The sequence below is a fragment of the Sphingomonas sp. SDUR79 genome, assembly GCF_056821745.1.
Window position 1 is genome coordinate 1,868,741 of the sequence record NZ_JBPDIN010000001.1, and the last position, 24,282, is coordinate 1,893,022.

General features: G+C 66.9%; 23 protein-coding genes. 16 read left to right on the forward strand and 7 right to left on the reverse strand.

All coding sequences use genetic code 11. The features are described from left to right. Positions 1-12 precede the first annotated feature (12 nt). The 9 genes from ACRYLO_RS09215 to ACRYLO_RS09255 all read left to right on the forward strand — a co-directional run bounded on the left by ACRYLO_RS09215 (position 13) and on the right by ACRYLO_RS09255 (position 7,334). Entirely contained in the window at positions 13-429 is a 417-nt protein-coding gene (locus ACRYLO_RS09215; protein WP_482659873.1) for a protease inhibitor I42 family protein, read from the forward strand. Between the two features lie 123 nt (positions 430-552). Continuing rightward, entirely contained in the window at positions 553-2,286 is a 1,734-nt protein-coding gene (locus ACRYLO_RS09220; RefSeq protein ID WP_482661709.1) for a DEAD/DEAH box helicase, read from the forward strand. 157 nt (positions 2,287-2,443) lie between these two features. Continuing rightward, positions 2,444-2,902 carry a YaiI/YqxD family protein gene (locus ACRYLO_RS09225; RefSeq protein ID WP_482659874.1) on the forward strand — a complete coding sequence of 153 codons (459 nt, stop codon included), beginning with the start codon at positions 2,444-2,446 and terminating at the stop codon, positions 2,900-2,902. Positions 2,903-3,028: 126 nt separating this feature from the next. Next, positions 3,029-3,349, forward strand: a complete 321-nt coding sequence (locus ACRYLO_RS09230; protein ID WP_482659875.1) for a DMT family transporter — start codon at positions 3,029-3,031, stop codon at positions 3,347-3,349. A gap of 93 nt (positions 3,350-3,442) precedes the next feature. Further along, positions 3,443-4,918, forward strand: a complete 1,476-nt coding sequence (locus tag ACRYLO_RS09235; protein ID WP_482659876.1) for a L,D-transpeptidase family protein — start codon at positions 3,443-3,445, stop codon at positions 4,916-4,918. Positions 4,919-4,937: 19 nt separating this feature from the next. Then, positions 4,938-5,258 (forward strand): hypothetical protein, encoded by a 321-nt coding sequence (locus tag ACRYLO_RS09240; protein ID WP_482659877.1) that lies wholly within the window; start codon positions 4,938-4,940, stop codon positions 5,256-5,258. 446 nt (positions 5,259-5,704) lie between these two features. Next, positions 5,705-6,220: a 50S ribosomal protein L10 gene (rplJ, locus tag ACRYLO_RS09245; protein ID WP_300494638.1), complete on the forward strand. Its 516-nt coding sequence runs from the start codon at positions 5,705-5,707 to the stop codon at positions 6,218-6,220. A gap of 56 nt (positions 6,221-6,276) precedes the next feature. Beyond that, positions 6,277-6,657, forward strand: coding sequence for a 50S ribosomal protein L7/L12 (gene rplL, locus ACRYLO_RS09250; protein ID WP_294019037.1), 381 nt, complete (start codon positions 6,277-6,279; stop codon positions 6,655-6,657). Positions 6,658-6,956: 299 nt separating this feature from the next. Continuing rightward, complete coding sequence (locus tag ACRYLO_RS09255) at positions 6,957-7,334, forward strand: hypothetical protein (RefSeq protein ID WP_482659878.1); 378 nt, start codon at positions 6,957-6,959, stop codon at positions 7,332-7,334. On the opposite strand, the gene ACRYLO_RS09260 is transcribed toward ACRYLO_RS09255, so the two are convergent. The 6 genes from ACRYLO_RS09260 to ACRYLO_RS09285 form a co-directional block, all read right to left on the reverse strand. Then, on the reverse strand, positions 7,331-8,536 hold the full coding sequence (locus ACRYLO_RS09260; RefSeq protein WP_482659879.1) for a hypothetical protein: 1,206 nt from the start codon (positions 8,534-8,536) through the stop codon (positions 7,331-7,333). The two genes, ACRYLO_RS09255 and ACRYLO_RS09260, sit on opposite strands and share 4 nt — an antisense overlap. 109 nt (positions 8,537-8,645) lie before the next feature. Further along, positions 8,646-9,983: a hypothetical protein gene (locus ACRYLO_RS09265; RefSeq protein WP_482659880.1), complete on the reverse strand. Its 1,338-nt coding sequence runs from the start codon at positions 9,981-9,983 to the stop codon at positions 8,646-8,648. A gap of 212 nt (positions 9,984-10,195) precedes the next feature. Beyond that, on the reverse strand, positions 10,196-11,611 hold the full coding sequence (locus ACRYLO_RS09270; protein WP_482659881.1) for a M16 family metallopeptidase: 1,416 nt from the start codon (positions 11,609-11,611) through the stop codon (positions 10,196-10,198). Between the two features lies 1 nt (position 11,612). Then, entirely contained in the window at positions 11,613-13,034 is a 1,422-nt protein-coding gene (locus tag ACRYLO_RS09275; RefSeq protein ID WP_482659882.1) for a M16 family metallopeptidase, read from the reverse strand. Positions 13,035-13,125: 91 nt separating this feature from the next. After that, on the reverse strand, positions 13,126-14,313 hold the full coding sequence (locus ACRYLO_RS09280; protein ID WP_482659883.1) for a tetratricopeptide repeat protein: 1,188 nt from the start codon (positions 14,311-14,313) through the stop codon (positions 13,126-13,128). 93 nt (positions 14,314-14,406) lie between these two features. Beyond that, positions 14,407-15,162, reverse strand: a complete 756-nt coding sequence (locus ACRYLO_RS09285) for a competence/damage-inducible protein A (RefSeq protein ID WP_482659884.1) — start codon at positions 15,160-15,162, stop codon at positions 14,407-14,409. Between the two features lie 63 nt (positions 15,163-15,225). Here ACRYLO_RS09285 and map point away from each other — a divergent pair, with 63 nt between their 5' ends. The 4 genes from map (at position 15,226) to ACRYLO_RS09305 (ending at position 19,830) form a co-directional block, all read left to right on the forward strand. Then, a complete protein-coding gene (map, locus tag ACRYLO_RS09290) occupies positions 15,226-16,053 on the forward strand; it encodes a type I methionyl aminopeptidase (protein ID WP_482659885.1) in 828 nt (275 codons plus the stop codon). A 1-nt stretch (position 16,054) separates the two neighbouring features. Beyond that, entirely contained in the window at positions 16,055-16,237 is a 183-nt protein-coding gene (locus ACRYLO_RS09295; protein WP_310040644.1) for a hypothetical protein, read from the forward strand. 166 nt (positions 16,238-16,403) lie between these two features. Next, positions 16,404-17,603 carry a BaiN/RdsA family NAD(P)/FAD-dependent oxidoreductase gene (locus tag ACRYLO_RS09300; RefSeq protein ID WP_482659886.1) on the forward strand — a complete coding sequence of 400 codons (1,200 nt, stop codon included), beginning with the start codon at positions 16,404-16,406 and terminating at the stop codon, positions 17,601-17,603. Between the two features lie 256 nt (positions 17,604-17,859). After that, positions 17,860-19,830, forward strand: coding sequence for a hypothetical protein (locus ACRYLO_RS09305; protein ID WP_482659887.1), 1,971 nt, complete (start codon positions 17,860-17,862; stop codon positions 19,828-19,830). A 66-nt stretch (positions 19,831-19,896) separates the two neighbouring features. Here the strand turns inward: ACRYLO_RS09305 and ACRYLO_RS09310 are convergent, their stop codons facing one another. After that, positions 19,897-21,708: a DUF885 domain-containing protein gene (locus ACRYLO_RS09310; protein ID WP_482659888.1), complete on the reverse strand. Its 1,812-nt coding sequence runs from the start codon at positions 21,706-21,708 to the stop codon at positions 19,897-19,899. Between the two features lie 290 nt (positions 21,709-21,998). On the opposite strand from ACRYLO_RS09310, the gene ACRYLO_RS09315 reads away from it, so the two are divergent. From ACRYLO_RS09315 to glnA, 3 genes are all read left to right on the forward strand, one after another. Further along, entirely contained in the window at positions 21,999-22,337 is a 339-nt protein-coding gene (locus ACRYLO_RS09315; RefSeq protein WP_224923404.1) for a P-II family nitrogen regulator, read from the forward strand. Beyond that, entirely contained in the window at positions 22,327-22,668 is a 342-nt protein-coding gene (locus ACRYLO_RS09320; RefSeq protein ID WP_482659889.1) for a DUF6968 family protein, read from the forward strand. The genes ACRYLO_RS09315 and ACRYLO_RS09320 overlap by 11 nt, the downstream gene beginning before the upstream one ends. Positions 22,669-22,798: 130 nt before the next feature. Next, complete coding sequence (gene glnA, locus ACRYLO_RS09325) at positions 22,799-24,211, forward strand: type I glutamate--ammonia ligase (RefSeq protein WP_482659890.1); 1,413 nt, start codon at positions 22,799-22,801, stop codon at positions 24,209-24,211. Positions 24,212-24,282 lie beyond the last annotated feature (71 nt).

Consider the following 24,282-nt stretch of genomic DNA (forward strand, 5'->3'; position numbering starts at 1 on the left):
AAGGAATGCAGCATGACCCGCTTCACCCGTTGGTCGCTTCCCGCACCCGGGTTGCTCGCGCCGCTGGCGCTGGCGCTCGCCACCCCCGCCTGCGCGGCGGGCGGGGCGCTTCCGGATGAAGCGGTCGTGCTGACGCAAGGCGAGGACGGTGCCACGCGCACCGTCCCGCTGGGCGCGACGTTCGAGGTACGCCTGCCCGCGCAACTCGGCACCGGCTATGGCTGGGCGCTTGTCCCCGTCGCGGGGATCGAGCAGGTTGGAGAACCGGTCACCCGCGATGGCGGCACGCCGGGGGGGACCGAAACCCAGGTCTTCACCCTGCGCACGACCGTAAAAGGCCGCCATGCCATCGCGTTCAGCTATGGCCAGCCCTTTGCCGGTGGACAGAAGAACGCAAAGATGGTGCGCTACACCGTCGTGGTGCAGTAATCGGCGCCTGAACAACGCCCCCTCGCCAAGTCCGCAAAAATGCGCTAAGGGCCGCGCAAATCCCCCGCGACCCGACCGATTCCAACGCGCTGCCCGCGGGGCGCGCGGCAATTTGTGAGCTTGATGCCCTTTTCGCACCTCCCCACCCGCCTCGCCGAGGCGCTGACACAGCGCGGTTACGAAGCGCTGACCCCCGTTCAGGCCCAAGTGACGCAGGACGATGCGCGCGGCCGTGACCTGCTCGTCTCGGCCCAGACCGGGTCGGGCAAGACCGTCGCCTTTGGCCTCGCCATGGCCGAAGACCTGCTGGTCGACGGCGCGCTTCCCGCGCCGCGCCTCCCGCTCGCGCTGGTGATCGCCCCGACGCGCGAACTGGCGCTTCAGGTCGCGAAGGAACTGGGCTGGCTCTATGCTGCGGCGGGCGCGCGGGTCGCGACCTGTGTCGGCGGCATGGACGCCTCACGCGAACGCCGCGCGCTGTCGCACGGCACGCATATCGTCGTCGGCACGCCGGGCCGCCTGCGCGACCATCTCGAACGCGGCGCGCTCGACCTGTCCGCGCTCAAGGTCGCGGTGCTCGACGAAGCCGACGAGATGCTCGACATGGGCTTTCGCGAGGAGCTGGAGGCGCTGCTCGACGCGACCCCGACCGAGCGCCGCACCTTCCTGTTCTCTGCCACGCTCGCCAAGCCGATCGTCGCGCTCGCCAAGCGCTATCAGCGCGACGCGCACCGCATCTCGACCGTGGGTGAGGATCGCGGCCATGGCGACATCGCCTATCAGGCGATCACCGTCGCGCCATCCGACATCGAACATGCCGTGATCAACCTGCTGCGCTTCCATGAGGCGGAGACGGCGATGCTGTTCTGCGCCACGCGCGACAATGTCCGCCACCTCCACGCCAATCTGGTCGAGCGCGGCTTTTCCGCCGTCGCGCTGTCGGGCGAGCATAGCCAGTCGGAACGCAACCACGCGCTTCAGGCGCTGCGCGACCGCCGCGCCCGCGTCTGCGTCGCCACCGACGTCGCCGCGCGCGGCATCGACTTGCCCACGCTCAGCCTGGTCGTCCATGTCGAACTGCCCCGCGATGCCGAGGCGTTGCAGCACCGTTCGGGTCGCACCGGGCGCGCGGGGAAGAAGGGCACCGCCGTGCTCATCGTCCCCTATCCGCGCCGCCGCCGCGTCGAAATGACGCTCAAGCAGGCGAAGATCAACGCCGAGTGGCTGCCCGTCCCCAGCGTCGAGGATATCAAGGCCAAGGATCGCGACCGGCTGATCGAAAAGATCACCGCCCCGGTCGAGCCGGATGAGGATGATCGCGCCCTCGCCGCCGAGCTGATGGAAAAGATGACGGCGGAGGATATCGCCGCCGCTCTTGTCCGCGCCCACCGCGCGTCGATGCCCGCGCCCGAGGAACTGATCGACCGTGGCCCGTCCGATCAGCGTGGTCCGGTCCATCGTCCCGGCTTTGACGACACGGTGTGGTTCAGCATGAATGTCGGCCGCCGCCAGAATGCCGATCCGCGCTGGATCCTGCCGCTGATCTGCCGTCGCGGCCATGTGACCAAGAGCGAGATCGGCGCGATCCGCATCGGCGCCGGTGAAACCCGTTTCCAGGTTCCGAGCGCGATCGCAGACCGCTTCATGCGCGAAGTTGCGAAGTCGGCGGGTCCGGACGAGGACGTGTTGATCGAGCGCGCCGACGGCCCGCCGCCTCCGGGCACGCGCGGCGACCACGAACCGCGTCAGGGCCGACCGCGCGATCACAGCCGCCCGATGCACCGCGCCCGCCCTGCCGGTGGTCCGGGTCCGGGCCGCGCACCGAAGCCCCATCGCGGCAAACCGCCGAAGAAGTGATTTCCACAAACGCTTGTCACCCCGGCCTTGTGCAGGGGTTCACTCGTCAGCCGCCCCTGCCGCTCGCGGCTGATGCGGGGCGAGTGCCGCAAGCGTTGGGTCAAGCTGAAGAGTGGACCCCGGCCCAAGGCCGGGGTGACGACGTGGGGGCAAGGGCATGACCTCCCCCCTCCACATTCTGGTCGACGCCGACGCCTGTCCGGTCAAGGACGAGATCTACAAGGTCGCATGGCGGCGCGAAGTGCCGGTGACGATTGTCGCCAACAGCTTCATCCGCATCCCCGATCACCCCCTCATCGCGCGGGAGATCGTGTCGGACGGCTTCGACGCGGCGGACGATTGGATCGCGGAACGCGCCGGACCAAAGACGGTCGTGATCACCGCCGACATCCTGCTCGCCGACCGCTGTCTCAAGGCGGGCGCGGTGGTCCTCTCGCCCACGGGCAAGCCCTTCACCACCAGCTCGATCGGCGCGGCCATCGCCACCCGCGCGATCATGGCCGACCTGCGCGCCGGCGGCGACCAGATCGGCGGCCCCGCCCCGTTCGGCAAGCAGGACCGCTCGCGCTTCCTCTCCGCGCTCGACGAGGCGCTGGTGCGCCTCGTCAGGGCTTGACCCCCGCCCCCCGGGGGGTAAGACGCGCGCCCAACACCGGGTCCGCCCGGTACGGCGCGCCGCCTCTTACGGGTTTCCGGCCTGCGCGCCCGCTTATCCCGAGCCCGCACGCATGGAGACTCCCGCATGGCGTGGATCATCCTCGGCATTGCCGTGGTCACCGAAATCATCTGGGCGCTAAGCCTCAAATGGGCCGCAACGACCGGCACCTGGCAGGCGGCGGCCGTGCCGATCGCGCTCAGCTTCCTCAACATGGCGCTGCTCGCGCTGGCGATGCGCGACATTCCGGCGGGCACCGCCTATGCGATCTGGACCGGGCTCGGCGCGGTCGGGGTCATCATCGGCGGCGTGATCCTGTTCGGCGACAAGGTATCGCTGGTCCAGGCTGCATTCATGGCGCTGATCGTCATTGGCGTCGTCGGGACGAAGCTGAACGCGTCGGTCTGAACAGAAGCATGAGATCAGGCATGCGTCGGCGGGTGACAAGCGCCGACGCCCGCCCTATCATCGCATGCACCGGTGATAAGGAAGCAGTTTTCGATGTTCGTACGAACCGGGCCGCATCTGGTCGCGGCCTCCCTGACGCTCGCAGCCGCCATGCCCGCGCTGGCGCAAACGGCTGCCCCGTCGCCCAGCCCCAGCGCAACGCCGACCGGTGCACCGCTTCAGGTCCAGCCGCTTCCCACGCCGCTTCCGCTTCCGACGGTGACCCCGGCGCAGGCTGAGCAGCTGCGCCGCATCATCGTGCAGGGCCGTATCGCGCACGGCCTGCGCTATTCGACGCAGGCGGCAGAGGTGCTGCCCGCCGACGACACCGGCCTCGTCCGCGCCGCGCTGGATTATGCCCGCGCGATCCATATCGGGCGACTCGACACCGCCGACTTCCAGCAGGATTGGGCGCTACGCCCGGCGGCTTGGGATCCCCTCCCCGAATTCACCCGCGCGCTGGCGGAGAACCGCCTTGCCCAATGGCTGGCGGACCTCGCCCCGCCGTACGAAGGCTATGAAACGCTGCGCACCGGCCTCGCCCGCTATCGCCTGATCGAGGCGGCGGGCGGCTGGAGCGCGATCCCCGCTGGCCCCGACATGGTCGTCGGTTCGACCGGCCCGCGCGTCGCCGCACTGCGCGCCCGGCTCGCGGTCGAGGATGACGGCGTCGCCCGGCTCGGCACGACGTTCGACGCCGAGCTGAAAGAGGCCGTGATCCGCGCCCAGCGCCGCTACGGCCTTAACCCCACCGGCACCGTTTCCACAGGCACGCTGGCCGCGCTCAATGTACCGGTCGAGGCGCGCGTGCGTCAGATCATGGCGAACATGGAACGCTGGCGCTGGATGCCCAAATCGATGCCGACCGACCGGGTCCAGGTGAACATCGCCTCGGCCAGCGTCGCGGTGTTCGAAGGCGATCGCCCGGTGATGTCGATGCGCGGTGTGACCGGCAAGCCCGGCGGCGGCGAGACGCCGATGCTGGTGTCCAACATCCATTCGGTGGTTATCAACCCGCCCTGGAACGTCCCCGCCGGCATCGCCGCGCGCGAACTGTTTCCCAAGGGCGAAGCCTATCTGGCCCGCAACGGGTTCAAGATCATCGGCACCGGCGCCAACCGCCGCTTGCAGCAACAGCCGTCGCACTCGGCGCTGGGCAAGTTCAAATTCGACTTCAACAACCCCTTCGCGGTCTATCTCCACGACACGCCGACCAAGGGGACATTTTCGCGCTTCGACCGGCTCGCCAGCCATGGCTGCATCCGGCTGGAACGCCCCGCCGATCTTGCCAATCTGCTGATCGCCGGCGACCCGGTCTGGACGCCGGAAAAGGTTGCCGAGACCCTCGCCGGCGGCAAGACCACGCGCGTGCCACTGCAAAAACAGGTCGCGGTCTATCTGCTCTACTGGACCGCCTATGGCAGCGCCAATGGCACGATGAACTTCCGCGGCGATCCCTATAATTGGGACAAGACGCTCGCATCCAAGATCGAGGCGCGCTCGGCCACCCAGGCCCAGTCCGCGCGCTGAACAACACCGGGAGACAGACATGAACTATCGCCGCACGCTCCAGCTCGCCACCGCCCTCGTCGCCGCAGCCGCGCTCGCCGCCTGCTCAGGCGCGTCGGAGGAAACCGCTCCCGCCGAGAACACGGTCAATGCGATGGAGCTGACCGAGGACCTGCCCGAAGAGAATCTGGCGGAGCCCGCGCCGATGGTGAGCGACAACATGGCTGCCCCGGCCCCGGTCGCCGAACCGGCCCAGCCCGATGAAGCGCAGATCCAGGACGACGCGGAAGCCACCGGCATGACCGCCCGCGTCGATCGCAGCGGCGGCACGTCGGGCAATCAGGCTGCGCCGGCGGAGTGACACTGTTAATCCTCCCCCGCCAGGGGGAGGTGGCGCCGAAGGCGACGGAGGGGGAGGAAGCACAGCGGCTTGAGCCTTAAGGGCATCGCCGTCCTCCCCCTCCGTCAGCTGCGCTGACACCTCCCCCTTGCGGGGGAGGATTGGATTGCCCCCACCCTTGACTCCTGCCCCCCACCCGCTATGAGCGCGCCTTCGCGTCACTGGGAAACCGGTGCGCGTTCCGTCCGAGACAGTGGGTGTGCGGCAACTGGCCACACTTAATTTCCCGCCAAGACGGGGACAGAGATTTTTCACCGGCCGCACCCGCATCGCGGAGCGTCCGGGTCAGCCCGCCGGACCCTTCCGGCCCTGACGATCATGCCCCCACGGACAATGGGAACCGGGCAGCCGCCCGGTTTCTGGCGTAACCGCTCCGGTTTCGACCGGGGCATAGTGAGGAGACAGGCATGGATCGTTCTCAGAAGACCCAGGCCGTTGCCGAGCTGAACAGCACCTTCAACGAGGTTGCAGTGGTGGTCGTCACCCGCAACCTCGGGATGACCGTCAAGCAGTCGACGGACCTCCGGAACAAGGCGCGTGCAGCCGGTGCGAGCTACAAGGTCGCAAAGAACCGCCTTGCCAAGATCGCGATCGAGGGCACCGATTATGCGGTGCTCGCGGACCTGCTGACGGGTCCGACGGCGCTGTCCTATTCGACCGATCCGGTCGCCGCCGCCAAGGTGGTGTCGGATTTCGCCAAGACGAACGACAAGCTCGAAATCGTCGGCGGCGCAATGGGAAGCATGCTGCTCGACGCAGAAGGCGTGAAGGCACTCGCATCGCTGCCTTCGCTCGACGAACTGCGCGGCAAGATTGTCGGCCTGCTTCAGGCCCCGGCAGCCAAGCTCGCGTCGATCACCCAGGCACCCGCGGCGCAGCTCGCCCGCGTGTTCAATGCCTATGCGGAGAAGGACGCGGCCTGAGCCGACGTTCATTTGCGATTTTTCGAACCAATCTGAATTTTTGAAGGGAATATCAAATGGCTGACCTGAACGCTCTTGTTGACCAGCTGTCGGAACTGACCGTCCTCGAAGCCGCTGAGCTCTCGAAGCTCCTCGAAGAGAAGTGGGGCGTCAGCGCCGCTGCTCCTGTCGCGGTTGCCGCTGCTGGTGGCGCCGGTGGCGCCGCTGCCCCCGCTGCTGAAGAGCAGACCGAGTTCGACGTGATCCTCACCGGCGACGGTGGCAAGAAGATCAACGTCATTAAGGAAGTCCGCGCCATCACCGCGCTTGGCCTGACCGAAGCAAAGGCCCTTGTCGAGGGCGCGCCGAAGGCCGTCAAGGAAGGCGTGTCGAAGGACGAAGCCGAGAAGCTCAAGAAGCAGCTCGAAGAAGCCGGCGCGACCGTCGAGATCAAGTAATCTCGCGGCTGCACCTGCGGCTTATGAAGGGGGCGGTCCGGCAACGGGCCGCCCCTTTTCGTTGGGAGCGACACAAATTGCTCCCCTGCTGCGCAGGGGAGGTGGCAGCGCGAAGCGCTGACGGAGGGGCCGCCCCGAAGAGGGCGGAATTTTGCCGAGCTGTTCACGGCTGTCTTCGCAGCCGCCCCTCCACCACCCGCTGCGCGGGCGGTCCCCCTCCCCTGAGACAAGCTCAGGGGAGGAATTGAGCCACCCCCTTGCTTGGCGGCACGCCTGCAAGCTGTTAGCCCTGCCCGCCGATGGATGAGGACAAGCCCGCCAGCGTCGGCCTTGGCGGCGACGGTGACGAGATCGCCGCAATCGACGAGATCGAGATGACCTTCGGCGTCACGCTCGACTATGCCGACGCACCGACCTGGCAGACGGCAGGCGATGTGTTCCGCTCGCTCCAGAACAGCCTCCCCGCCGAGGTCGCGAACGCCCCCGACACATGGGACCGGTTCGTCACCGCCCTGACCCACGAAACCGGCGTCGATCCGGCGACGATCACGCCGGACAGCCCGCTGCTCGACGAAGCGATTTCATGGCGCGGCCTTGGCAATCTCAGCCGGATGATGGCCGTCCTGTTGATCGCCGGTGCGGCGATCCTCGTCCTGCTCATGCTGGTCCTGCGTTAGGTTCCGCCAACGTCCTTCGGCACATACCGCTTCGCCGCCAGCCGACCGAAGCCCTCCGCCGCACGCTCGACCCACAGCGGCCCCAGCCGGTCGCTCCCCTGCGCGGGGACGGTCCCGACCATGAACGAATCGCGCAGCGTGCGGATCGACAGGCCGGCATACCATTTGAGTGCGACCGGCAGGATCGGCACGAACATCGGCTTGCCCTGAACATTGACCACGCGCATCTGTTCGCCCGCCTGGGTCACCTGACCCTTGAGCATATGGATGCCGCCGGGTGCGATGCTGAACGGTTCCGATCCCGGAGCCATCCGCGCCGCAGCGTGGAAGCCTGCGATCTGCGCGTCCTGATCGGGATTGGCGGCGAACAGGCCGAGCACCGCGCGGACATTATCCGCGGTCTCAACCCCGCGATTCTGAATGTAGAGCTCGAAATCGATACTCACCAAGCCGTCGCGGATCGCGGCGCGCAGTGGGCGAATCTCCGTTACCAGCGGTCCCGGCGGCGGCGGCACCGGCGCGACCGCCCCTGCGGCGACAGGCTGCGGCGCGGCGGACGCAGGTGAAGCCGGTTGCGGCGCGGGACGCGGCGGAGGCGTCGGAGTGACCACCCCGGCGCGCGCCGGCGGCCCAGGCGTGGGCGGCGACGCGATCACCGGCGTCTCGGCGATCTCGGCCTCCGCGTCGTCTTCACGACGACGGCGGCGTCGCCCGGCGATCGCCAGGCCAGCGCCAAGCCCCACGACCAGTGCAGCCGCCGCAGCCAGCGCAGGCCATAGCCAGACCGGCGGCGCGTCGCTGCCCGCCTCCGCCACCGGACTTGGGCCCGCCTCCACCGGAACCGTCCCCGCCTGCGGCGTCGCCACCGGCGTAAAGTCGGATGGCCCGAACCGCGTCGGGCTGGGCTGTGGTGTCGGTTGAGCCGTTGCTTCCGATGTCGCACGGGCGGCAGGCTGGCTGGCGGTCGGACGCGGCGACGGCGTCGCGCGCGGCGGGATCGGCACCGGCGTCACCGTCGGCTGCGGCGCGGGTGCCGGGGTCGGCGTGGGCGTCGCGCGGGGCGTGGGGTTGGGGTTGATGTCGAAATTGCCGATCGGCGGCGTAATCACAGTCGGCCGTTGCGCCTCTTGGGCAACGGCCGGGCTCATCAGCACCAGGATCATGGTCAGCGCGCTGGTCGCGCGGAGGGTCGTCGCAGTCACCCGCCGCGCCTAGCATGGAGAAGGCGGGCCCGCGCACCAAAAAATGCGCAGGCCCGCCTGAAAAGCGACCCGCCCCGGCGCAAACCGGGGCGGGTCTATGGTTACGTCGTCAGATCTTGGCCGGAACGCCGACCAGTTCAGCCTCGATATCGGCATACATGGACGGATCGTCCTGGATCGCGATCGGCTCCAACTGCGTGCCGCCATTGACGCGGCCGATGCGGAAGGCAGCGGCAGTGCGCCCTTCCCGCCCGTCGGGCAGGCGATAGCGCGCGTCGGCGACCAGCACCGGGGTGAAGCCATCGTCGTCACCGGCAATCGCATCGACCTTGTCGCGCGGCATGGTCAGCATGGCTTCCAGCGTCGTGCCATCGCCCGGCGCGATCGTCTCGGCGTCGATCCGCGAATCCTGCGGCGGGTTGGTCAGCATCCGCTCGATGTCGCTCGACTGAGCGCTGTGCTCGCCCAGCATGAACGCGCCGATCCGCACATCCTCGGCCGGAGCACCGCCCGCATTGGCGACGGTCAGCTCGAACCCGACCGTCGCACCGCGACGGCTCATCCCCGCGCGGATCGGACGCATCGCCAGTTCCAGCTGCGGGCGCTCGCCGGTCGGCTTGGCACCGCCAAGCATAGCGGCAACGTCCGCCGGATCGGCGTCGCTCAGCGCGGCATTCTCCAGCGCCGGCTTGGTCACGGCGGGCTTGGGTGCGATCGGCTTGGCCGTGGGCACGATCCGTTCGCCCAACTCGGGCTCATGACGCGGTGCGATAAATGCCGGAGCAGCGGCGACCGGGTCAGCGACCGGGCGCTCGACCACGCGATCGGGCATCGGACGCTCAGCGACCGGCTCACGCATCGGCTCGATGGGCGCCGCAACGGCAACCTCCTCAGCGATGTAAGGCTCGTCCGCGCGGCGGCGACGCAGCAGCATCGCGCCGGCGATCAATGCGGCCACACCACCCAGGGCAGCGAGAATCAGCCACATGGTCCCGCCCTCACCGGGCGCGGTGTCGACCGGCGCAGGCGGCGTCTCAGTGACAGGGTCGACGACCGCCGGCACGTCCTGCGCAACCGGCTCCACCGGAGCAGGGCTGGTCGCGGGTGCAGCGACCGGCGCTGCGGCGACCGGTTCGGCTGCCGGGGCGGCACGCTGCGGCGCTTCGACCGTGCGGGTCGCACGCGCCTGGCGCACTTCGGCCTGACGCGCCGCAGCGCGCTCGCGATCCTCCTGCCGTGCCTGTTCGAGCACGCCGGGCGCGACCGGCACGCTGGACGCGCCCGAGGGCGGGGTCTGCGCAGTCGGCACCTGGGCCGGCGGCGGCGTGACCGGCTGAGGTACCGGCGCCGGAGCCGGCGCGGTCGGCACCAGCACGGTCGGCGGGGTCACCGTCTCCTGTGCCAGCGCGGTTGCGGGGAGAGCGGCGGCGGCGAAAAGCAGCGCCACTGCTCGGCGAAGCGCGGGTCGCGCATGATGTGCTGTGTGGGTCATAACGGGGGGTCAACAAGTGGAACCCGCGATTCGTCGCACCTATTGCTCAAAATTGCGGCGAGTTGTTACGCGCCATCGCCCAGTTGACGATTCCGCTCTACTCAAATGAAAACGGGGACGACTTGCGCCGCCCCCGTGACTAGTTGCCCAATAACCTGAACATTTGTTCAGGGAACGGTCACCGTCTTGAATTCGATGCCCTTTAATTCCGGCAAAGCCTGAAGCTGCGGCGTGACGACCTTCAGGTCGCCGACAACGACCAGGGTCAGCTTGTCGAGCGGCAAACGTTTCGCCGCTTCGCTGATCTGCGCATTGGTCACGCCCAGCGTCAACGGGACATACTTGTCCAGCCAGTCGCGCGGCAGGCCCAGCGCGTCGCGCGTCGCCAGCGTGTTGACCAGCGCACCAGGCGTCGAGTTCTGGATCGCGAACAGCCCGGCCATATATTGGCGCATGCCGTTCGCTTCCTCATCGCCCGGCGGGGTCGTCTGCAGCTCGCGGATTTCCTTGAACACCTCGGTCAGCGACGGTCCGGTGGCGGTCGTCGTCACGTCGGCGTTGAACGTCCACAGCGCGTTGGTCGGCAGCAACGACACACCCGAACCCGGCGAATAGGTATAGCCCTTATTCTCGCGGATATTGCGCGTAATGCGCGAGCTGAACGATCCGCCCAGCAACGCATTCATCACCCGCGTCGGGATATCGCCCGGCGTCCCCGCGTCGGGCGCGGGAAAGACCAGGTTGATCGTCGATTGCGGCGAACCCGGCCGGTCGATCAGCAGCACTTGCGGCCCCGCCTTGGGATTGACCGGGATCAGCGCCCGCTCCGGCCCTGCGGCCCAGCTCCCGAACGCCTTCTCCACCGCCGCCTTCACCGCCGCCGCGTCGAAGCGCCCGGCGATGTAGAGGTGCGACCGCTTCGCCCCGAAATTCGCGGCATGCCACGCCTTGAGCTTGGCCGCGTCATAGGCGTTGAACTGCGCGGGAGTAGGCAGCACCCGGCCATAGGGGTGGTCGGTGCCGTAATAAGCGCGCGTCACCGCCGCATTGGCCAGCACGCCCGGCTGGGTCAGCCCGATGGCAAGGCGGCGGTTCCAGTTCGCCTTGACCCGCGCCAGCTCGGTCGCGGGAAAGCTCGGCCGCTGCGCGACATCGGCTACCAGTCCGATCGCGTCCACCGTGCGCTCCGACAAGACATTGATCGACACGCCCGATGAGGTCGCGCCCGACCCGGTCCCGATCCCGCCACCCATCTCGGCGGCCTTTTGCGCGATCTGCGCCGCGGTCATTCCCGCCGCGCCCTCACGCATCATGTCGAGCGTCAGCCCGGCGAGCCAGGTGTCCGGCCCCTCATTGATCGACCCGGTATAGGTCTGCAGCGACACCACCGCCTTGGGCACCACACCATAGGGGATCAACGTCACCTTCATCCCGTTGGCCAGGACATAGGTCTCGCTCGCCGGCACGTTGAACGGCTTGGGCGCCGGGATCGGCGGCGGGGTGGTGGGAAGCTCCTGCGCGGCGACGCCCATTGGCGCGGCGAGCAGGGCGGCAGCCGTCAGGCTGGCGATCATGCGGCGCATCTCACTTGCCTCCTTGCTGAGCGGCGGGCGCGGCGGGCTGGGCCGCGCCGGGGTCGATGACATAGATCGAGCGGTTGGTCGGGCGCAGATATTCCTGCGCCGTCTTCTGGATCAGCTCGGGCGTCACCTTGGCGAACCCGTCTTCCAGCGTGTTGACCTTGTTCGGGTCATTGTCGAACAACGCATAGACGGCGAGCAGGTCGATCAGGCCGATCCGCCCCGTCCCGTCGATCGTCGAGTAGAGCGACGAGCGCATCTTCGTCCGCGCCCGCGCCAGTTCCTCAGGAGTCACCTTCTTGGTGCGCAGCTCCTCGATCACTGCATCCACCGCCGCCTTGATCTCGTCGCGGCTGCGATTGGCGTCATGCGTGAAGTTGAAGCTCCACAGCATCGGCCCCTGATAGTTGAACATGTTGCCCAGCGGGAAGTTGATACCCCCGCCAACCTCGCCCGCAATCCCGGTCTCGGCGACCAGCTTGCGATACAGGCGGCTGTCATTGCCCTTGACCAGCATCTGGTCGATCAGGCCCATGGCAAACCATTCGGGCGTCCCGCGTGCGGGGACATGATAGCCGGCTGCCCAGCCGGGCTTGGGCGCGAGCTTGTCGGTGCGCGCGCGGAATTTCTCCTCCGTCTGGCGCGGTTCGCTGATGTCGGGCAGCGTGACCGGCGGCGCCTTGGGCATCCAGCCATAATATTTCTCGACCATCGCCTTGGTCGCGGCATAATCGATGTCGCCCGCCACGACGAGCACGGCGTTGGACGGCTTGTAGAAGCTGTCGAAGAACTGCTTGGCATCCTCGACCGTCGCCGCCTCGATCTCCTTCAGCTCGCCGTAAAAGTTATGGCTGTTATACCAATTGGTATTCGCCAGCATCGGCAGGTCGATCCACGGCCAGGTGCTGTAGGGCTGGTTGAGGACGTTGACCTTGACCTCGTTGCCGACGACGCCCTGCTGGTTCTTCAGCACCTCCTCATTGATCACCGGCGCGGACATGCGATCCGCCTCGAGCCACAGCATCCGCTCCAGCGCGTTCGATGGCACCACTTCGAAATAGTTGGTGAAGTCGTAGCGGGTCGATCCGTTCAGGATGCCGCCGGCATTGCTGATCGTGCTGATATGCACGCCCTTGGGCGCGTTCTTCGATCCCTGGAACAGCAGATGTTCGAACAGATGCGCAAAACCGGTCCGCTCGCGCGGTTCGATGCGAAATCCGATACCGTAATAGACGCCGACCGTCACCGTCGGGCTCAGCGTATCCTTGGCCAGCACCACGCGCAGCCCGTTGGGCAGCGTGTAATATTGCATCTCGACCTTGAGCTTCGCCGGCGCGGTCTGCGCGGCGGCAGGCGCGGCGGCCAGCCCCAGCGGCATCGCCGCCCCGGCCAGCGCAAGCGCTGTCACCCATTGTTTCATCGCCATGGAAATCCCCTCTGACTCGCGAACTGTGTTAGCCTAACCGCACAGCGGGCGAGGGCAAGGGGCGTTCGTCGAATATCGCCGACGGGTCGAGTTAACGCGAAAGGTTCCAGCTATTGCGGATCATCCTGCGGAACATCGGAACCGCCTCCCGGCGGTCGACATTCTCGGCGGGAGTCGCCGTACTCAAATACGCTTGGCGGCGCAGATGCGCGCGCATGCCTTCCAGATAGAGTCTTCGCGCTTCGGGCCAACCGTTTCGGTATGCGCCAAAGCTGCGAGCTGCGATATCGATTCTGCGCCGCAAGTCGGGATCGCTTCCATTGACGACGGCCCGGTGGGTCGGAAGGGCTTCAAGATAGAGACGAGCTGCCTCTTCATATCGCCGTTGCGCGTGGAGGTTTCGTGCCAGCGCGTCCAATTCAAGCGCCAGCGCATAGTGAACGCCCGGGACCGTCGAGGCGGCGGCATAGGCGCGGTGTCGAACCAGTTCGCTGCGACGGAGTGGCTCGGCAGCCGCGAATTGCCCCCAGCGTTCGAGATCATCGCAGATCAGGGTTGAATCGCCACCGGTCCCTCCCGGCATCACAGCAACTGCCTGTTCGGCGCGTCCAGTTGCGAGATACAGGTTCATCAAGCCCCGGCGAAGACTCCAAGCGCTGAGCTGCTCGCCATCTGCAAGCACAACGAAACCTGCGGCCCCTGCAGACTCAATCAACTTGAGCAGGACCCGCTCCGCTTTTTTCACGTCAAATCCAGGATCGAGCGGACGGCGCAGCCCGGTCGCCTTGCGAACCATGTCCTCAAGGTCGTCGGCTCCATAGTCGCCGACCACAGGTTCCTCGCCACCCGCATGGACCATCCGTGCGGACCGCGCCATCCCAAAGTCGCCGGCGCGTTCCGCGGCGCTGGCCAGATCGAGATAGATTTCGCGCGTTCGACACGCGTGCAAGCTTGAAGGGCAATCAGCTGCAAGGCGCTCATATACGCGTTGCGCACCTCGAAAATCGCCTTCGCGCAGCAACGCGTCCGCCACACCCGCGCTGGAAAGCCAGCCGAGCTCGGCTACCTTGCGGCACTCTTCAGGTGTAGCGGGGCATTTTTTGGGCATCTGCGTGTACAGCGCGGCGGCACGCCTGAAGTCGCGGGACTCGTAGGCAGCCCGTGCGCGCTCCGCCGCTGCCTGCCACGCGGCCAAGTCGGCCTGCTGTGCATTCGCCGGCAAAACGGGCAGCACGGACCACAAGGTCAGGGCGGTTGCCAACGGCCAGATCCGTTTCATCGTTCTTGTCTAGTGCCGCCAGATCGGGAGGAAAAGTATCAGATTCAGACGGACGACTGCGTACAGCAATGTCCGCACCTCTTCGATCAGGGATCATATCCCGCCCGCCGTTACGTCGCGCCCAGTCGCCTCCAGCTGCGCGGTCAGGTCGGCGAGGCACGCCTCAACCGCCGCCATCTCCGTGGCGCGCACGACGAAATTCGCGCCCACCCGCCCTTCGCGGAAGAACGGGTAGCTGCCGATTGCCACGCCCGCATGTGCCTTCTCGGTCGCGCGCAGCACTTCGGCGACCTCGCTCTCGGCGACCCAGCAGCCAATCGTCCCGCTCACCACCGGCTTGCCGCCCTCCAGCGTGCCCGTAAGCGCGTCGAGCATGCCCGCCGTGATATGCGGCACCCCGGCCATGATGAAGACATTGCCGACCCGGATGCCCGGCGCACCCGACATGCGATTGGGGATCAGGTCCGCCCCCTCCGGCACGCGCGCCATCCGCAACCGCGCCTCGGTCAGCCCGCCGCGCGTCTCGTAATAGCTTTCCAGCGTCGCGCGCGCCTCCGGGTGGATGACCACCGGCACGCCCAGCGCCGCCGCAATCGCATCGACCGTGATGTCGTCATGCGTCGGCCCGATCCCGCCGGTGGTGAAGCAATAGTCATAGCCGGTGCGGATCGCATCCACCGCCGCGACGATCCGCTCCTGCACATCGGGCACGACGCGCACTTCGGACAGGCGGATGCCCTGCACATTCAGCCAGATCGCGATCTGCGCGACATTCTTGTCCTGGGTCCGACCCGACAGGATCTCGTCCCCGATGATGACCAGCCCGGCGGTCCAGATGCGCTCGCTCATAAAGCCGCCATAGCGTGCGCGTGGCACCTCGCAAAGCGCCTGTCTTTGCCCTATATGGCGGCGATGACTGAGTATGTTGCCGTAACCGCCGACACCAATTTCGCCCGCGACGGGGCGATCAAACTCTATGGGCCCGAGGGCTTCGCCGGGATGCGCGCCGCTGGCCGCCTCGCCGCCGAGATCCTCGACGCGCTCGTCCCGCATGTCGTGCCCGGCGTGACCACGGCGGAGCTGGACGATATCGTCCGCCGCATGATGCTGGATGGCGGCGCGGTCCCCGCGACGCTCGGCTATCGCGGCTATACGCACAGCTGCTGCATCAGCATCAACCATGTCGTCTGCCACGGCATTCCGGGCAACAAGGCGCTGAAGGACGGCGATATCGTCAATATCGACGTGACGCCTTTGCTCGACGGCTGGCACGGCGACACCAGCCGCATGTACCTGGTCGGCGATGTGCCGTTGAAGGCCAAGCGGCTGGTCGACGTCACCTATGAGTGCCTGATGATCGGCATCGAAATGGCCAAGCCCGGCAACACCATGGGCGATATCGGCCACGCCATTCAGCGCCATGCCGAAAAGCACCGCTATGGCGTCGTCCGCGATTTCTGCGGCCACGGTCTCGGCCGCGTCTTCCATGACGCCCCCGAAGTGGTCCATGTCGGCCGCCCCGGCACCGGGCCTGAGCTCAAGCCCGGCATGTTCTTCACCATCGAACCGATGATCAACATCGGCCGTCCGGACGTGAAGCTGCTCGACGATGGCTGGACGGCGGTGACGCGCGACCGCTCGCTCTCGGCGCAGTTCGAACATTCGATCGGCATCACCGAGGACGGCTGCGAAATCTTCACCCAGTCGCCCACTGGCCGCCACAACCCGCCCTACGCCTGACATGGCCGAGGGCAAGTTCGAACGTCACCGCCAACCGTGGCGGCAGGACGAGATCCAGAAGCTGCACACGCTGGCGAAAAAGGGCATGGCGCTGAAAGCCATCGCCAAGGCGCTGACCCGCAGCGAGGAATCGGTCAAGGACCGCGCCAAGGAAGACGGCCTGTCGATCGCGAAACTGCGCTAGCGCTTCCGCTCTCCCGATCTCAAATCGTCACCCCGGCCTTGTGCCGGGGTCCACTGTGCCGCACATCCGGCGCTTGAGCCTCTCGCTTCGCGCCTGCCGCCCGGTGGACCCCGGCATGTTTTTTGTTGTCGCCGCCGCAAGCGTCGTCGAAGGGCCGGGATGACCAATGTTGGAAAGCGCCGCCCTGTCCACCCCGTCCCCCTACGACGCCATCATCCTCGGCGCAGGCGCAGCCGGCCTGATGTGCGCGCTCACCGCCGGCCAGCGCGGGCGCCGCGTGCTGCTGATCGACCATGCCGATCAGGTGGGCAAAAAGATCCTGATCTCCGGCGGCGGGCGCTGCAACTTCACCAATCTCGGCATCGCGCCCGACCGCTACCTCTCCGCCAACCCGCATTTCGCCAAGTCCGCGCTGCGCCGCTACACCCAGCATGACTTTATCGCGCTGGTCGACCGGCACGGCATCGCCTGGCACGAAAAGACCCTCGGCCAGCTGTTCTGCGACGGCAGCGCGAAACAGATCGTCGCGATGCTGCTCGAAGAATGCGACCGCGGCGCAGTCGAAATCGCGCTCGGCCAGCCGATCAGCGACGTCAGCCACGCCGACGGCCAGTACCGCGTCACAATCGGCGACCGCACCGCCACCGCCCCCGCACTCGTCATCGCCACCGGCGGCCCGTCGATCCCAAAGATGGGCGCAACCGACTTCGCCTATGGCCTCGCCCGCAAGTTCGGCCTCAAGGTGGTCGAACCCCGCCCTGCACTCGTCCCGTTCACGCTCGGCGGCGACGAAGTGCTGTTCCGCGAACTGTCCGGCGTCGCCGCGCCGGTGGCCGCGCGCGCAGGAAAAACCAGCTTCCGTGAAGCAGCTCTCTTCACCCATCGCGGCCTGTCCGGCCCGGCGATCCTCCAGATCAGCTCCTATTGGCGCCACGGCGCTCCGGTCGAAATCGACTTCCTGCCCGACCGCGCACCCGGCTGGCTGACGCAAGCCAAGCGCACCGCGCCCCGCACGACCCTGCGCAAGCTGCTCGGAGACGCCCTGCCCAACCGCCTCGCCGACACGCTCGCCGATCAACTGGGCCTCGACGGCGAACTCCACAACGCCGCCGACAAGCACCTCGCGCAAGCCGAGCGCAGCCTGTCGGCCTGGCCCTTCCACCCCAACGGCACCGAAGGCTATGCCAAGGCCGAAGTCACCATCGGCGGCATCAGCACCGCCGACCTGTCCTCGCAAACGATGGAGGCCCGCACCGTCCCCGGCCTCTACGCGATCGGCGAAGCGGTCGACGTCACCGGCTGGCTCGGCGGCTATAATTTCCAATGGGCTTGGTCGAGCGGCTGGGCAGCGGGAATGGCGATCTAAGTCCCGAAATTCCTCCCCTGCTCCGCAGGGGAGGTGGCAGCGCGCAGCGCTGACGGAGGGGCCGCCCCGAAGAGGGCGGAATTTTGCCGAACTGTTCACGGCCGTCTGCGCGGCCGCCCCTCCACCACTCTCTGCGCGAGCGGTCCCCCTCCCCTGAGACAAGCTCAGGAGAGGAATTTTCAATCCCACCCCCGCCAGATTTCGACCATTGCCGCCCCCGCCCCCCGCTGCCACAACCCCGCGCGGGAGGATCGCCATGCGCATTATCGTTCTGGCCCTCGGCCTGCTGCTCGCCGCGCCCGCACTTGCGCAGGAGGCCGCGCCCGCGCAGCCCCCTGCCCTCCAGCCCGAGGCCCAGGCCCGCGCCGACACCCTGCTGATCCAGGCCGCCGAACACCTCATCGCCGGCCGCCGTGCCGACGCCGCGCCGCTGGTCCGCGAAGCGCTCACCCTCGCCGGCCCCGCCGACGATGTCGCAAAGCTCGACGGCGATGACCGGTCGAACGTCTACTCCCGCTGGCTCGAAGCCCGCACCGCCGCGATGAAGGCGCGCGACTTCGCGACCTTCGCGCGCTGGGCCTGGCTCACCGCCGCCTATCGCATGAAGGGCGCGGCCGAGCGGACCAGCGAAACCGGCCCGGTCGAACCCGATGACATCACCGACATCTTCTTCATGACCTACGGCCTCGTCCTCGCCGGAGAAGAAGCCCCCGCGCGCGCCTTCATCGCCCCCTTCCTCGCCGCATCCGACCCGGCATTCGAGACCGCCTTTGCAAAAGACATGGCGCAGCGCGCAGTCAGCGTTCGAAACTGGGGCGGGCAGGACAAGCCCCGCGCCGCCCGCCTCGTCGCCTTCGCCATCGCCGCCTTCGACCGCCCCGCCGCCCGCGCGCCCGAGTCCGTCCGCGACCTCTATCGCGTGCAGGGTCAGATCCTGCGCACCGCCGGAGATTTCGCCGGAGCCCGCGCCGCCTTTGCCAGGGCGCGCAAGCCCGGCACCCCGCCCGCCGACGCCGAACTCGCATTGATGTTCGCAATGGGAGAGGTGGATGCGGGGATCCGCGCGGTGCAACAGATCGTGGGCGACAGCCCCGGTGCGCCCCTCTCCCGCCGCGCCGCGGACCGGCTGATCGAGGTCGCCGGCCAGACCGGCAGCGGCAATGCCGCAACCATCGCGATCTATGAGCGCGTCTATCCGGTGTATCTCCGCCTGCTCAAATTCGACGACCTTGCGCTGCAAAATGCCGGATCGGTCCTCGCCAACCTCTATGTCGAAACCGGCGACCCGGCCAAGGCCGAGCCGATCCTCGCCAGCCTGCTTGCCGGTGCCGAAAAGCGCTGGGGACGGGAATCGAATGGCGCGCTCGGCTATGTCATCGAACTCGCCGGCGCGGTGGAGGCCCAGAACCGCATGGCCGAGGCCGAACTCCTCTACCGCCGCATCTGGGCGCTCTCGCTGCGTTACGACAATTTCGAGGGCGACGACTCGCGTGAGGCGTTCGCCGGGATCACCCGCACCCTGCTCGCACGCGGACTGGTCGCCGACGCACTCGCCTTCACCGCCGATGGCATCGCCCGCGTTCGCGCGGCGAAGGACGTCAATGAATGGCGACGCATGTTCTACCTGCTCGCCCGCGCCGACGCGCTCGAGGCATCGGGCGCGCTGACCGAAGCCGAGGCCGATGTGCGCGAGGCGCTGGCGCTCGGCGACAGCGACGACAAGATGAACATCGCCGCCGCATTCGACGACCCCAATGTCTATGCCCGCGCCCGCCTCGCCCATCTGCTCGAACGCCAGAACCGCGCCGCGCAAGCCGAACCGATCCGCCGCCTGCTGCTCGCGAAGATCGAGGCGAACGACATGATTCCCTGGGAAGGCGAATATCGCACCGAAGCCTTGCGCGCGCTCGCCGCAAATCTGACGATGCAGGGCAAGGACGAAGGCGCCCGCCTGTTCGCCGAGCGCATCGCCGCCACGTCCCGCATCTACGGCACGGACAGTCCGCAACTGCTCGATGTCGCCGAACCCTTCGCCCGCGCCCTGCTCCAGTCCGGCCGCCCCGGCGCCGCCCTCACCCCCGCCCGCCTTGCCCTCGCCGCCCGCACCTCAGCCCGCTTCACCGGCGACGCGGCGCGCGCGAACCTCAGCGACCTCGCCCTCGCCCGCAAACGCACCGAGGCGGCACGGCTGATGGTCGAGGCGGCGTGGAAGGCGACACGGCCCTGATGACCACCCCCCGTTTGCCCTGAGCCTGTCGAAGGGCGTCGGATTGCCTCAGAGGCAAACGCCCCCCTACTTCGCCCCCGCCACCCAATCGTCGATCTTCTTCTCCAGCACCGGCATCGGCAGCGCGCCGGTGTCCAGCACTGCGGCATGGAACCCGCGCGGATCGAACTTCGCGCCCAACGCCGCCTTGGCTTTCGCCTTCGCTTTCAGGATCGTCAGCTGCCCGATCTTGTACGCCAGCGCCTGGCCCGGCATCGCGATATAGCGCTCGACCTCGGCCACCGCGTCGGTCCGCGACATCGGCGAGTTGGTGACCATGTAATCGATCGCCCGGTCGCGACTCCACCCCTTCGCATGCAGCCCGCTATCGACCACCAGCCGCATCGCGCGCAGCATCTCGTCATTCAGGCCACCCATGCGCTGATACGGCTCGACCGCGACGCCCAGTTCATCGTGCAGCGTCTCGGCATAGAGCGCCCAGCCCTCGACATAGGCGGTATTCCCACCAAAGCGCATGAAGGCGGGTAGCGCCGCATTCTCCTGCGCCAGGCTGATCTGGAAATGATGCCCCGGCGCACCCTCATGCAGGTACAATGTCTCCATCCCCCAGGTGTAGCGCGTCGGCAGATCATAGGTGTTGAAGTAGAACACGCCCGGCCGCGACCCATCGGGCGTGCCCGACGAATAGCTGCCCGCCGCGTCGGTCTTTTCGCGATAGGCGGGCACCGGCCGGATCTCGAGCGGGGTCTTGGGGATCAGCGAGAATTGCTCGCCGATCCGCGCATCCACCCGCTTGCCGATCGCCTCGAACCCGATCCGCAGCGCGTCGGCACTTTCGGGCTGAAAGCGCTTTTCGGTGCGCAGATGGGTGAAGAAGTCCTGCAAACTGCCCGAAAACCCGACCTTCGCCTTCTGCGCCTCCATCTCCGCCAGGATGCGCTTGACCTCCGCTAGCCCCAGATCATGCACATAATCGGCGGTCAGCGGCAGCGTCGTGTTGCTCTCGATCGCATAGGCATAGACCGCCGCCCCGCCCGGCAGCGCCGACGTGCCCACGCTGTCGCGCGCGGCGGGCAGATATTCGGTGGCGAGGAAATCGCGGATCTTCTTGTGCGCGGGCAGGATCACGTCGCGGATCTGCGCGGCATAGGCGGCCTTGAGCCGCGCCTGATCCGCCGCCGAAATTCCTTCGGGGAATTTCTTCACCGGGCCGTAGAAGACCGATTCCTCCACCCCCTGCGCGATCAGATTGTCGAACTGGCCGATCATGTTGGTGACGACCAGTTTGGGCTGGACGACCTTGCGCTTCACACCCTCGCGGAACAGGCCGATCACCCGGTCATAGGTCGCGGCATATTGGGCGTTGCGCTTGAGGTTATTCTCGTAATCCGCAACCGTCTTGAACGGAGCCGCGCCCTGCCCCGACGCGAAATCGGGGTAGAATGCCTGAAAGCCGGTAAAATGGTCGATCGGCAGGTATTTGGACACGGCCAAAATCTTGTCGTCGAACCCCTTCTGCGCGCGCAGCTGATCGGCCTCGAACACGTCGTACGCGATCTGGTTGACCTTGGTCAGCTTCGCGCGGTCGATCGTGCGCAGCGCTGCCAGGTCCGCCGCATTCGCCGCCTTCTCCGCCGCGATGAACGCATCGGTGTAATAGGTGCCGAGCTGGTCGGCATAGCGCATGTCGCCGCGGAACAGCGCCATCAGCGGCTGGCGCTTGAGCGACGCCTCGTCGCTGGCATGGAACAGCGCCTTCAGCCGCGCATCTTCCGCCCCCTCGCCCGGCTGCGCCGCAGGAGCGGGTTGCTGCTGCGCGGCGGTGGGCATGGCGGATACGCCGGCAAGGAGGGCGGCGAGGAGGAAAGGAGCGCGCATTGGGGGGAAATCCTAGGAACTGGTGTGATATATGGACATTACACCCGCGCCGACCCCGCGCAAGGTTGCACCGCAATCGCGCAATCACCGCGCGCCGCTGCCCATTTGTTAGGCAGTTGTTAACCCGCGCCCGCGCGCGCCCAAGCATTTGCGCGCGCCGTCAAACTGGCACGGCCTATGCAATGTCGCGCGTCAGGGGCGTTCCACTTGATCGCGATCCAATCCGCCGTCACCCTGACCGCGGAACCGGGCCGGTCGGAGTCGCGCCGCCGTCACAGAGGGAAAAAACCGTGAAAAAGATCGAAGCCATCATCAAGCCGTTCAAGCTGGATGAGGTGAAGGAGGCGCTTCACGAAGTGGGCGTGTCGGGCATCACCGTGACCGAAGCCAAGGGCTTTGGCCGCCAGAAAGGGCATACCGAGCTGTATCGCGGCGCGGAATATGTCGTCGACTTCCTGCCCAAGGTGAAGCTGGAAGTGGTGGTCGAGGACGCCCTTGCCGAGCGCGTGGTCGAGGCGATCGCCAATGCCGCGCAAACCGGCCGCATCGGCGACGGCAAGATCTTCGTCACCGCGATCGAAACCGCACTGCGCATCCGCACCGGCGAGCGCGACGAGAATGCGATCTGATGTTGGCCCCGTCATCGCCGGACGCACCTTCGACCGCGATGACGGAGCGGTGGTCGTTTCGTTTCACCAACCCGCGGCATATCCCGATCCGCGCTATGATGCCGACCCAACAGACCCGCCATGGCGATGCTTCTACACGATTGAATTTCCGGACGGCGAAACGAAGCGGGATTACGCGGTCGGGATCGACAGTATGCAGGCGCTGTTGCTGGCGATCGGCGGTGCCGAACACCGGCTTCGCTATGTCGCCGATGGGACGCCTGAAGTCCGGCCCCCGGTCTCATGGCTGGGCGAAAATGACCTCGGTTTAAGGGTCCCGAAACTCGAATAAGGACGACCGCAGCGCGTAGAATTGACGCATTGCAAAAATTTCACGAAGCTGCACCGCAGCGCAATATGATTCTCCGCCCCGGGCGCTCCCCGGGGCAGGGCAGGACAATAACAGAAAGGGCTTGGTTCCAATGGCTAACACCGCCGCCGACATTCTGAAGATGGTCAAGGATCAGGAGATCGAATGGATCGACCTGCGTTTCACCGACCCCAAGGGCAAGTGGCAGCACCTCACCATGGTCGCCAGCGTGCTGGGCGAAGATGAGCTGACCGACGGCCTGATGTTCGACGGTTCGTCGATCGAAGGCTGGAAGGCGATCAACGAATCCGACATGATCCTCAAGCCCGATCTGGACGCCGTCTGGACCGACCCGTTCTCGGCCACCCCGATGCTGATCCTGGTGTGCGACATCGTCGAACCCTCGACCGGTGAGCTTTATGCCCGCGACCCGCGCTCCACCGCGAAGCGGTCGGAGGCATATCTCCAGTCGCTCGGCATCGGCGACACCGTCTATGTCGGCCCGGAAGCCGAATTCTTCATGTTCGACGACGTCCGCTTCGAAAACAGCTATTCGACCAGCTATTACGCGATCGACGACATCGAACTGCCCGGCAACTCGGGCAAGGAATATGAAAGCGGCAACCTCGGCCACCGTCCGCGCGCCAAGGGTGGTTACTTCCCCGTCGCGCCGGTCGACAGCGCGGTCGACATCCGTGGCGAGATGGTCTCGACCATGCTCGAAATGGGCCTGCCCTGCGACAAGCATCACCACGAAGTCGCTGCAGCACAGCATGAGCTGGGCCTGACCTTCGGCACGCTGGTGCAGACCGCCGACCGCATGCAGATCTACAAATATGTCGTGCATCAGGTCGCCCATGCCTATGGCAAGACCGCGACCTTCATGCCCAAGCCGATCAAGGAAGATAACGGCTCGGGCATGCACACCCACATCTCGATCTGGGACAAGGGCACGCCGCTGTTCGCGGGCAATGGCTATGCCGGCCTGTCGGAAATGTGCCTCTACTTCATCGGCGGCGTGATCAAGCACGCCAAGGCGCTCAACGCCTTCACCAACCCGTCGACCAACAGCTACAAGCGTCTGGTCCCGGGTTACGAAGCCCCGGTGCTGCTCGCTTATTCGAGCCGCAACCGCTCGGCCTCGTGCCGCATCCCGTACGGTGCGGGGGCCAAGGCGAAGCGCGTCGAATTCCGCTTCCCCGACGCACTGGCCAATCCGTATCTCTGCTACGCCGCGCTGCTCATGGCCGGCCTCGACGGCATCCAGAACAAGATCCATCCGGGCGACCCGATGGACAAGAACCTCTATGATCTGCCGCCGGAAGAGCTGAGCCAGGTCCCGACCGTGTGCGGCTCGCTGCGCGAAGCGCTCGACAGCCTCGAGGCGGACATGGACTTCCTGCTCAAGGGCGACGTGTTCACCAAGGATCAGATCGAAGCCTATATCGAACTGAAGCGCGGCGACGTTGCGCGTTGGGAAATGACCCCGTCGCCGGTCGAATACGACATGTACTATTCGTCCTGACGGACGATCCTTTCGTCGCCGCTTCGGGGGAGGCGGCGCCGGACAGCGAGACGCCCGGGTCGAAAGGCCCG

Coding starts and splice junctions, on each gene's coding strand:
- ACRYLO_RS09215 (WP_482659873.1), top strand. CDS start 13: ATGACCCGCTTCACCCGTTGGTCGCTTCCCGCACCCGGGTTGCTCGCG.
- ACRYLO_RS09220 (WP_482661709.1), top strand. CDS start 553: ATGCCCTTTTCGCACCTCCCCACCCGCCTCGCCGAGGCGCTGACACAG.
- ACRYLO_RS09225 (WP_482659874.1), top strand. CDS start 2,444: ATGACCTCCCCCCTCCACATTCTGGTCGACGCCGACGCCTGTCCGGTC.
- ACRYLO_RS09230 (WP_482659875.1), top strand. CDS start 3,029: ATGGCGTGGATCATCCTCGGCATTGCCGTGGTCACCGAAATCATCTGG.
- ACRYLO_RS09235 (WP_482659876.1), top strand. CDS start 3,443: ATGTTCGTACGAACCGGGCCGCATCTGGTCGCGGCCTCCCTGACGCTC.
- ACRYLO_RS09240 (WP_482659877.1), top strand. CDS start 4,938: ATGAACTATCGCCGCACGCTCCAGCTCGCCACCGCCCTCGTCGCCGCA.
- rplJ (WP_300494638.1), top strand. CDS start 5,705: ATGGATCGTTCTCAGAAGACCCAGGCCGTTGCCGAGCTGAACAGCACC.
- rplL (WP_294019037.1), top strand. CDS start 6,277: ATGGCTGACCTGAACGCTCTTGTTGACCAGCTGTCGGAACTGACCGTC.
- ACRYLO_RS09255 (WP_482659878.1), top strand. CDS start 6,957: ATGGATGAGGACAAGCCCGCCAGCGTCGGCCTTGGCGGCGACGGTGAC.
- ACRYLO_RS09270 (WP_482659881.1), bottom strand. CDS start 11,611: ATGCGCCGCATGATCGCCAGCCTGACGGCTGCCGCCCTGCTCGCCGCG.
- ACRYLO_RS09275 (WP_482659882.1), bottom strand. CDS start 13,034: ATGGCGATGAAACAATGGGTGACAGCGCTTGCGCTGGCCGGGGCGGCG.
- ACRYLO_RS09280 (WP_482659883.1), bottom strand. CDS start 14,313: ATGAAACGGATCTGGCCGTTGGCAACCGCCCTGACCTTGTGGTCCGTG.
- ACRYLO_RS09285 (WP_482659884.1), bottom strand. CDS start 15,162: ATGAGCGAGCGCATCTGGACCGCCGGGCTGGTCATCATCGGGGACGAG.
- map (WP_482659885.1), top strand. CDS start 15,226: ATGACTGAGTATGTTGCCGTAACCGCCGACACCAATTTCGCCCGCGAC.
- ACRYLO_RS09295 (WP_310040644.1), top strand. CDS start 16,055: ATGGCCGAGGGCAAGTTCGAACGTCACCGCCAACCGTGGCGGCAGGAC.
- ACRYLO_RS09300 (WP_482659886.1), top strand. CDS start 16,404: ATGTTGGAAAGCGCCGCCCTGTCCACCCCGTCCCCCTACGACGCCATC.
- ACRYLO_RS09305 (WP_482659887.1), top strand. CDS start 17,860: ATGCGCATTATCGTTCTGGCCCTCGGCCTGCTGCTCGCCGCGCCCGCA.
- ACRYLO_RS09310 (WP_482659888.1), bottom strand. CDS start 21,708: ATGCGCGCTCCTTTCCTCCTCGCCGCCCTCCTTGCCGGCGTATCCGCC.
- ACRYLO_RS09320 (WP_482659889.1), top strand. CDS start 22,327: ATGCGATCTGATGTTGGCCCCGTCATCGCCGGACGCACCTTCGACCGC.
- glnA (WP_482659890.1), top strand. CDS start 22,799: ATGGCTAACACCGCCGCCGACATTCTGAAGATGGTCAAGGATCAGGAG.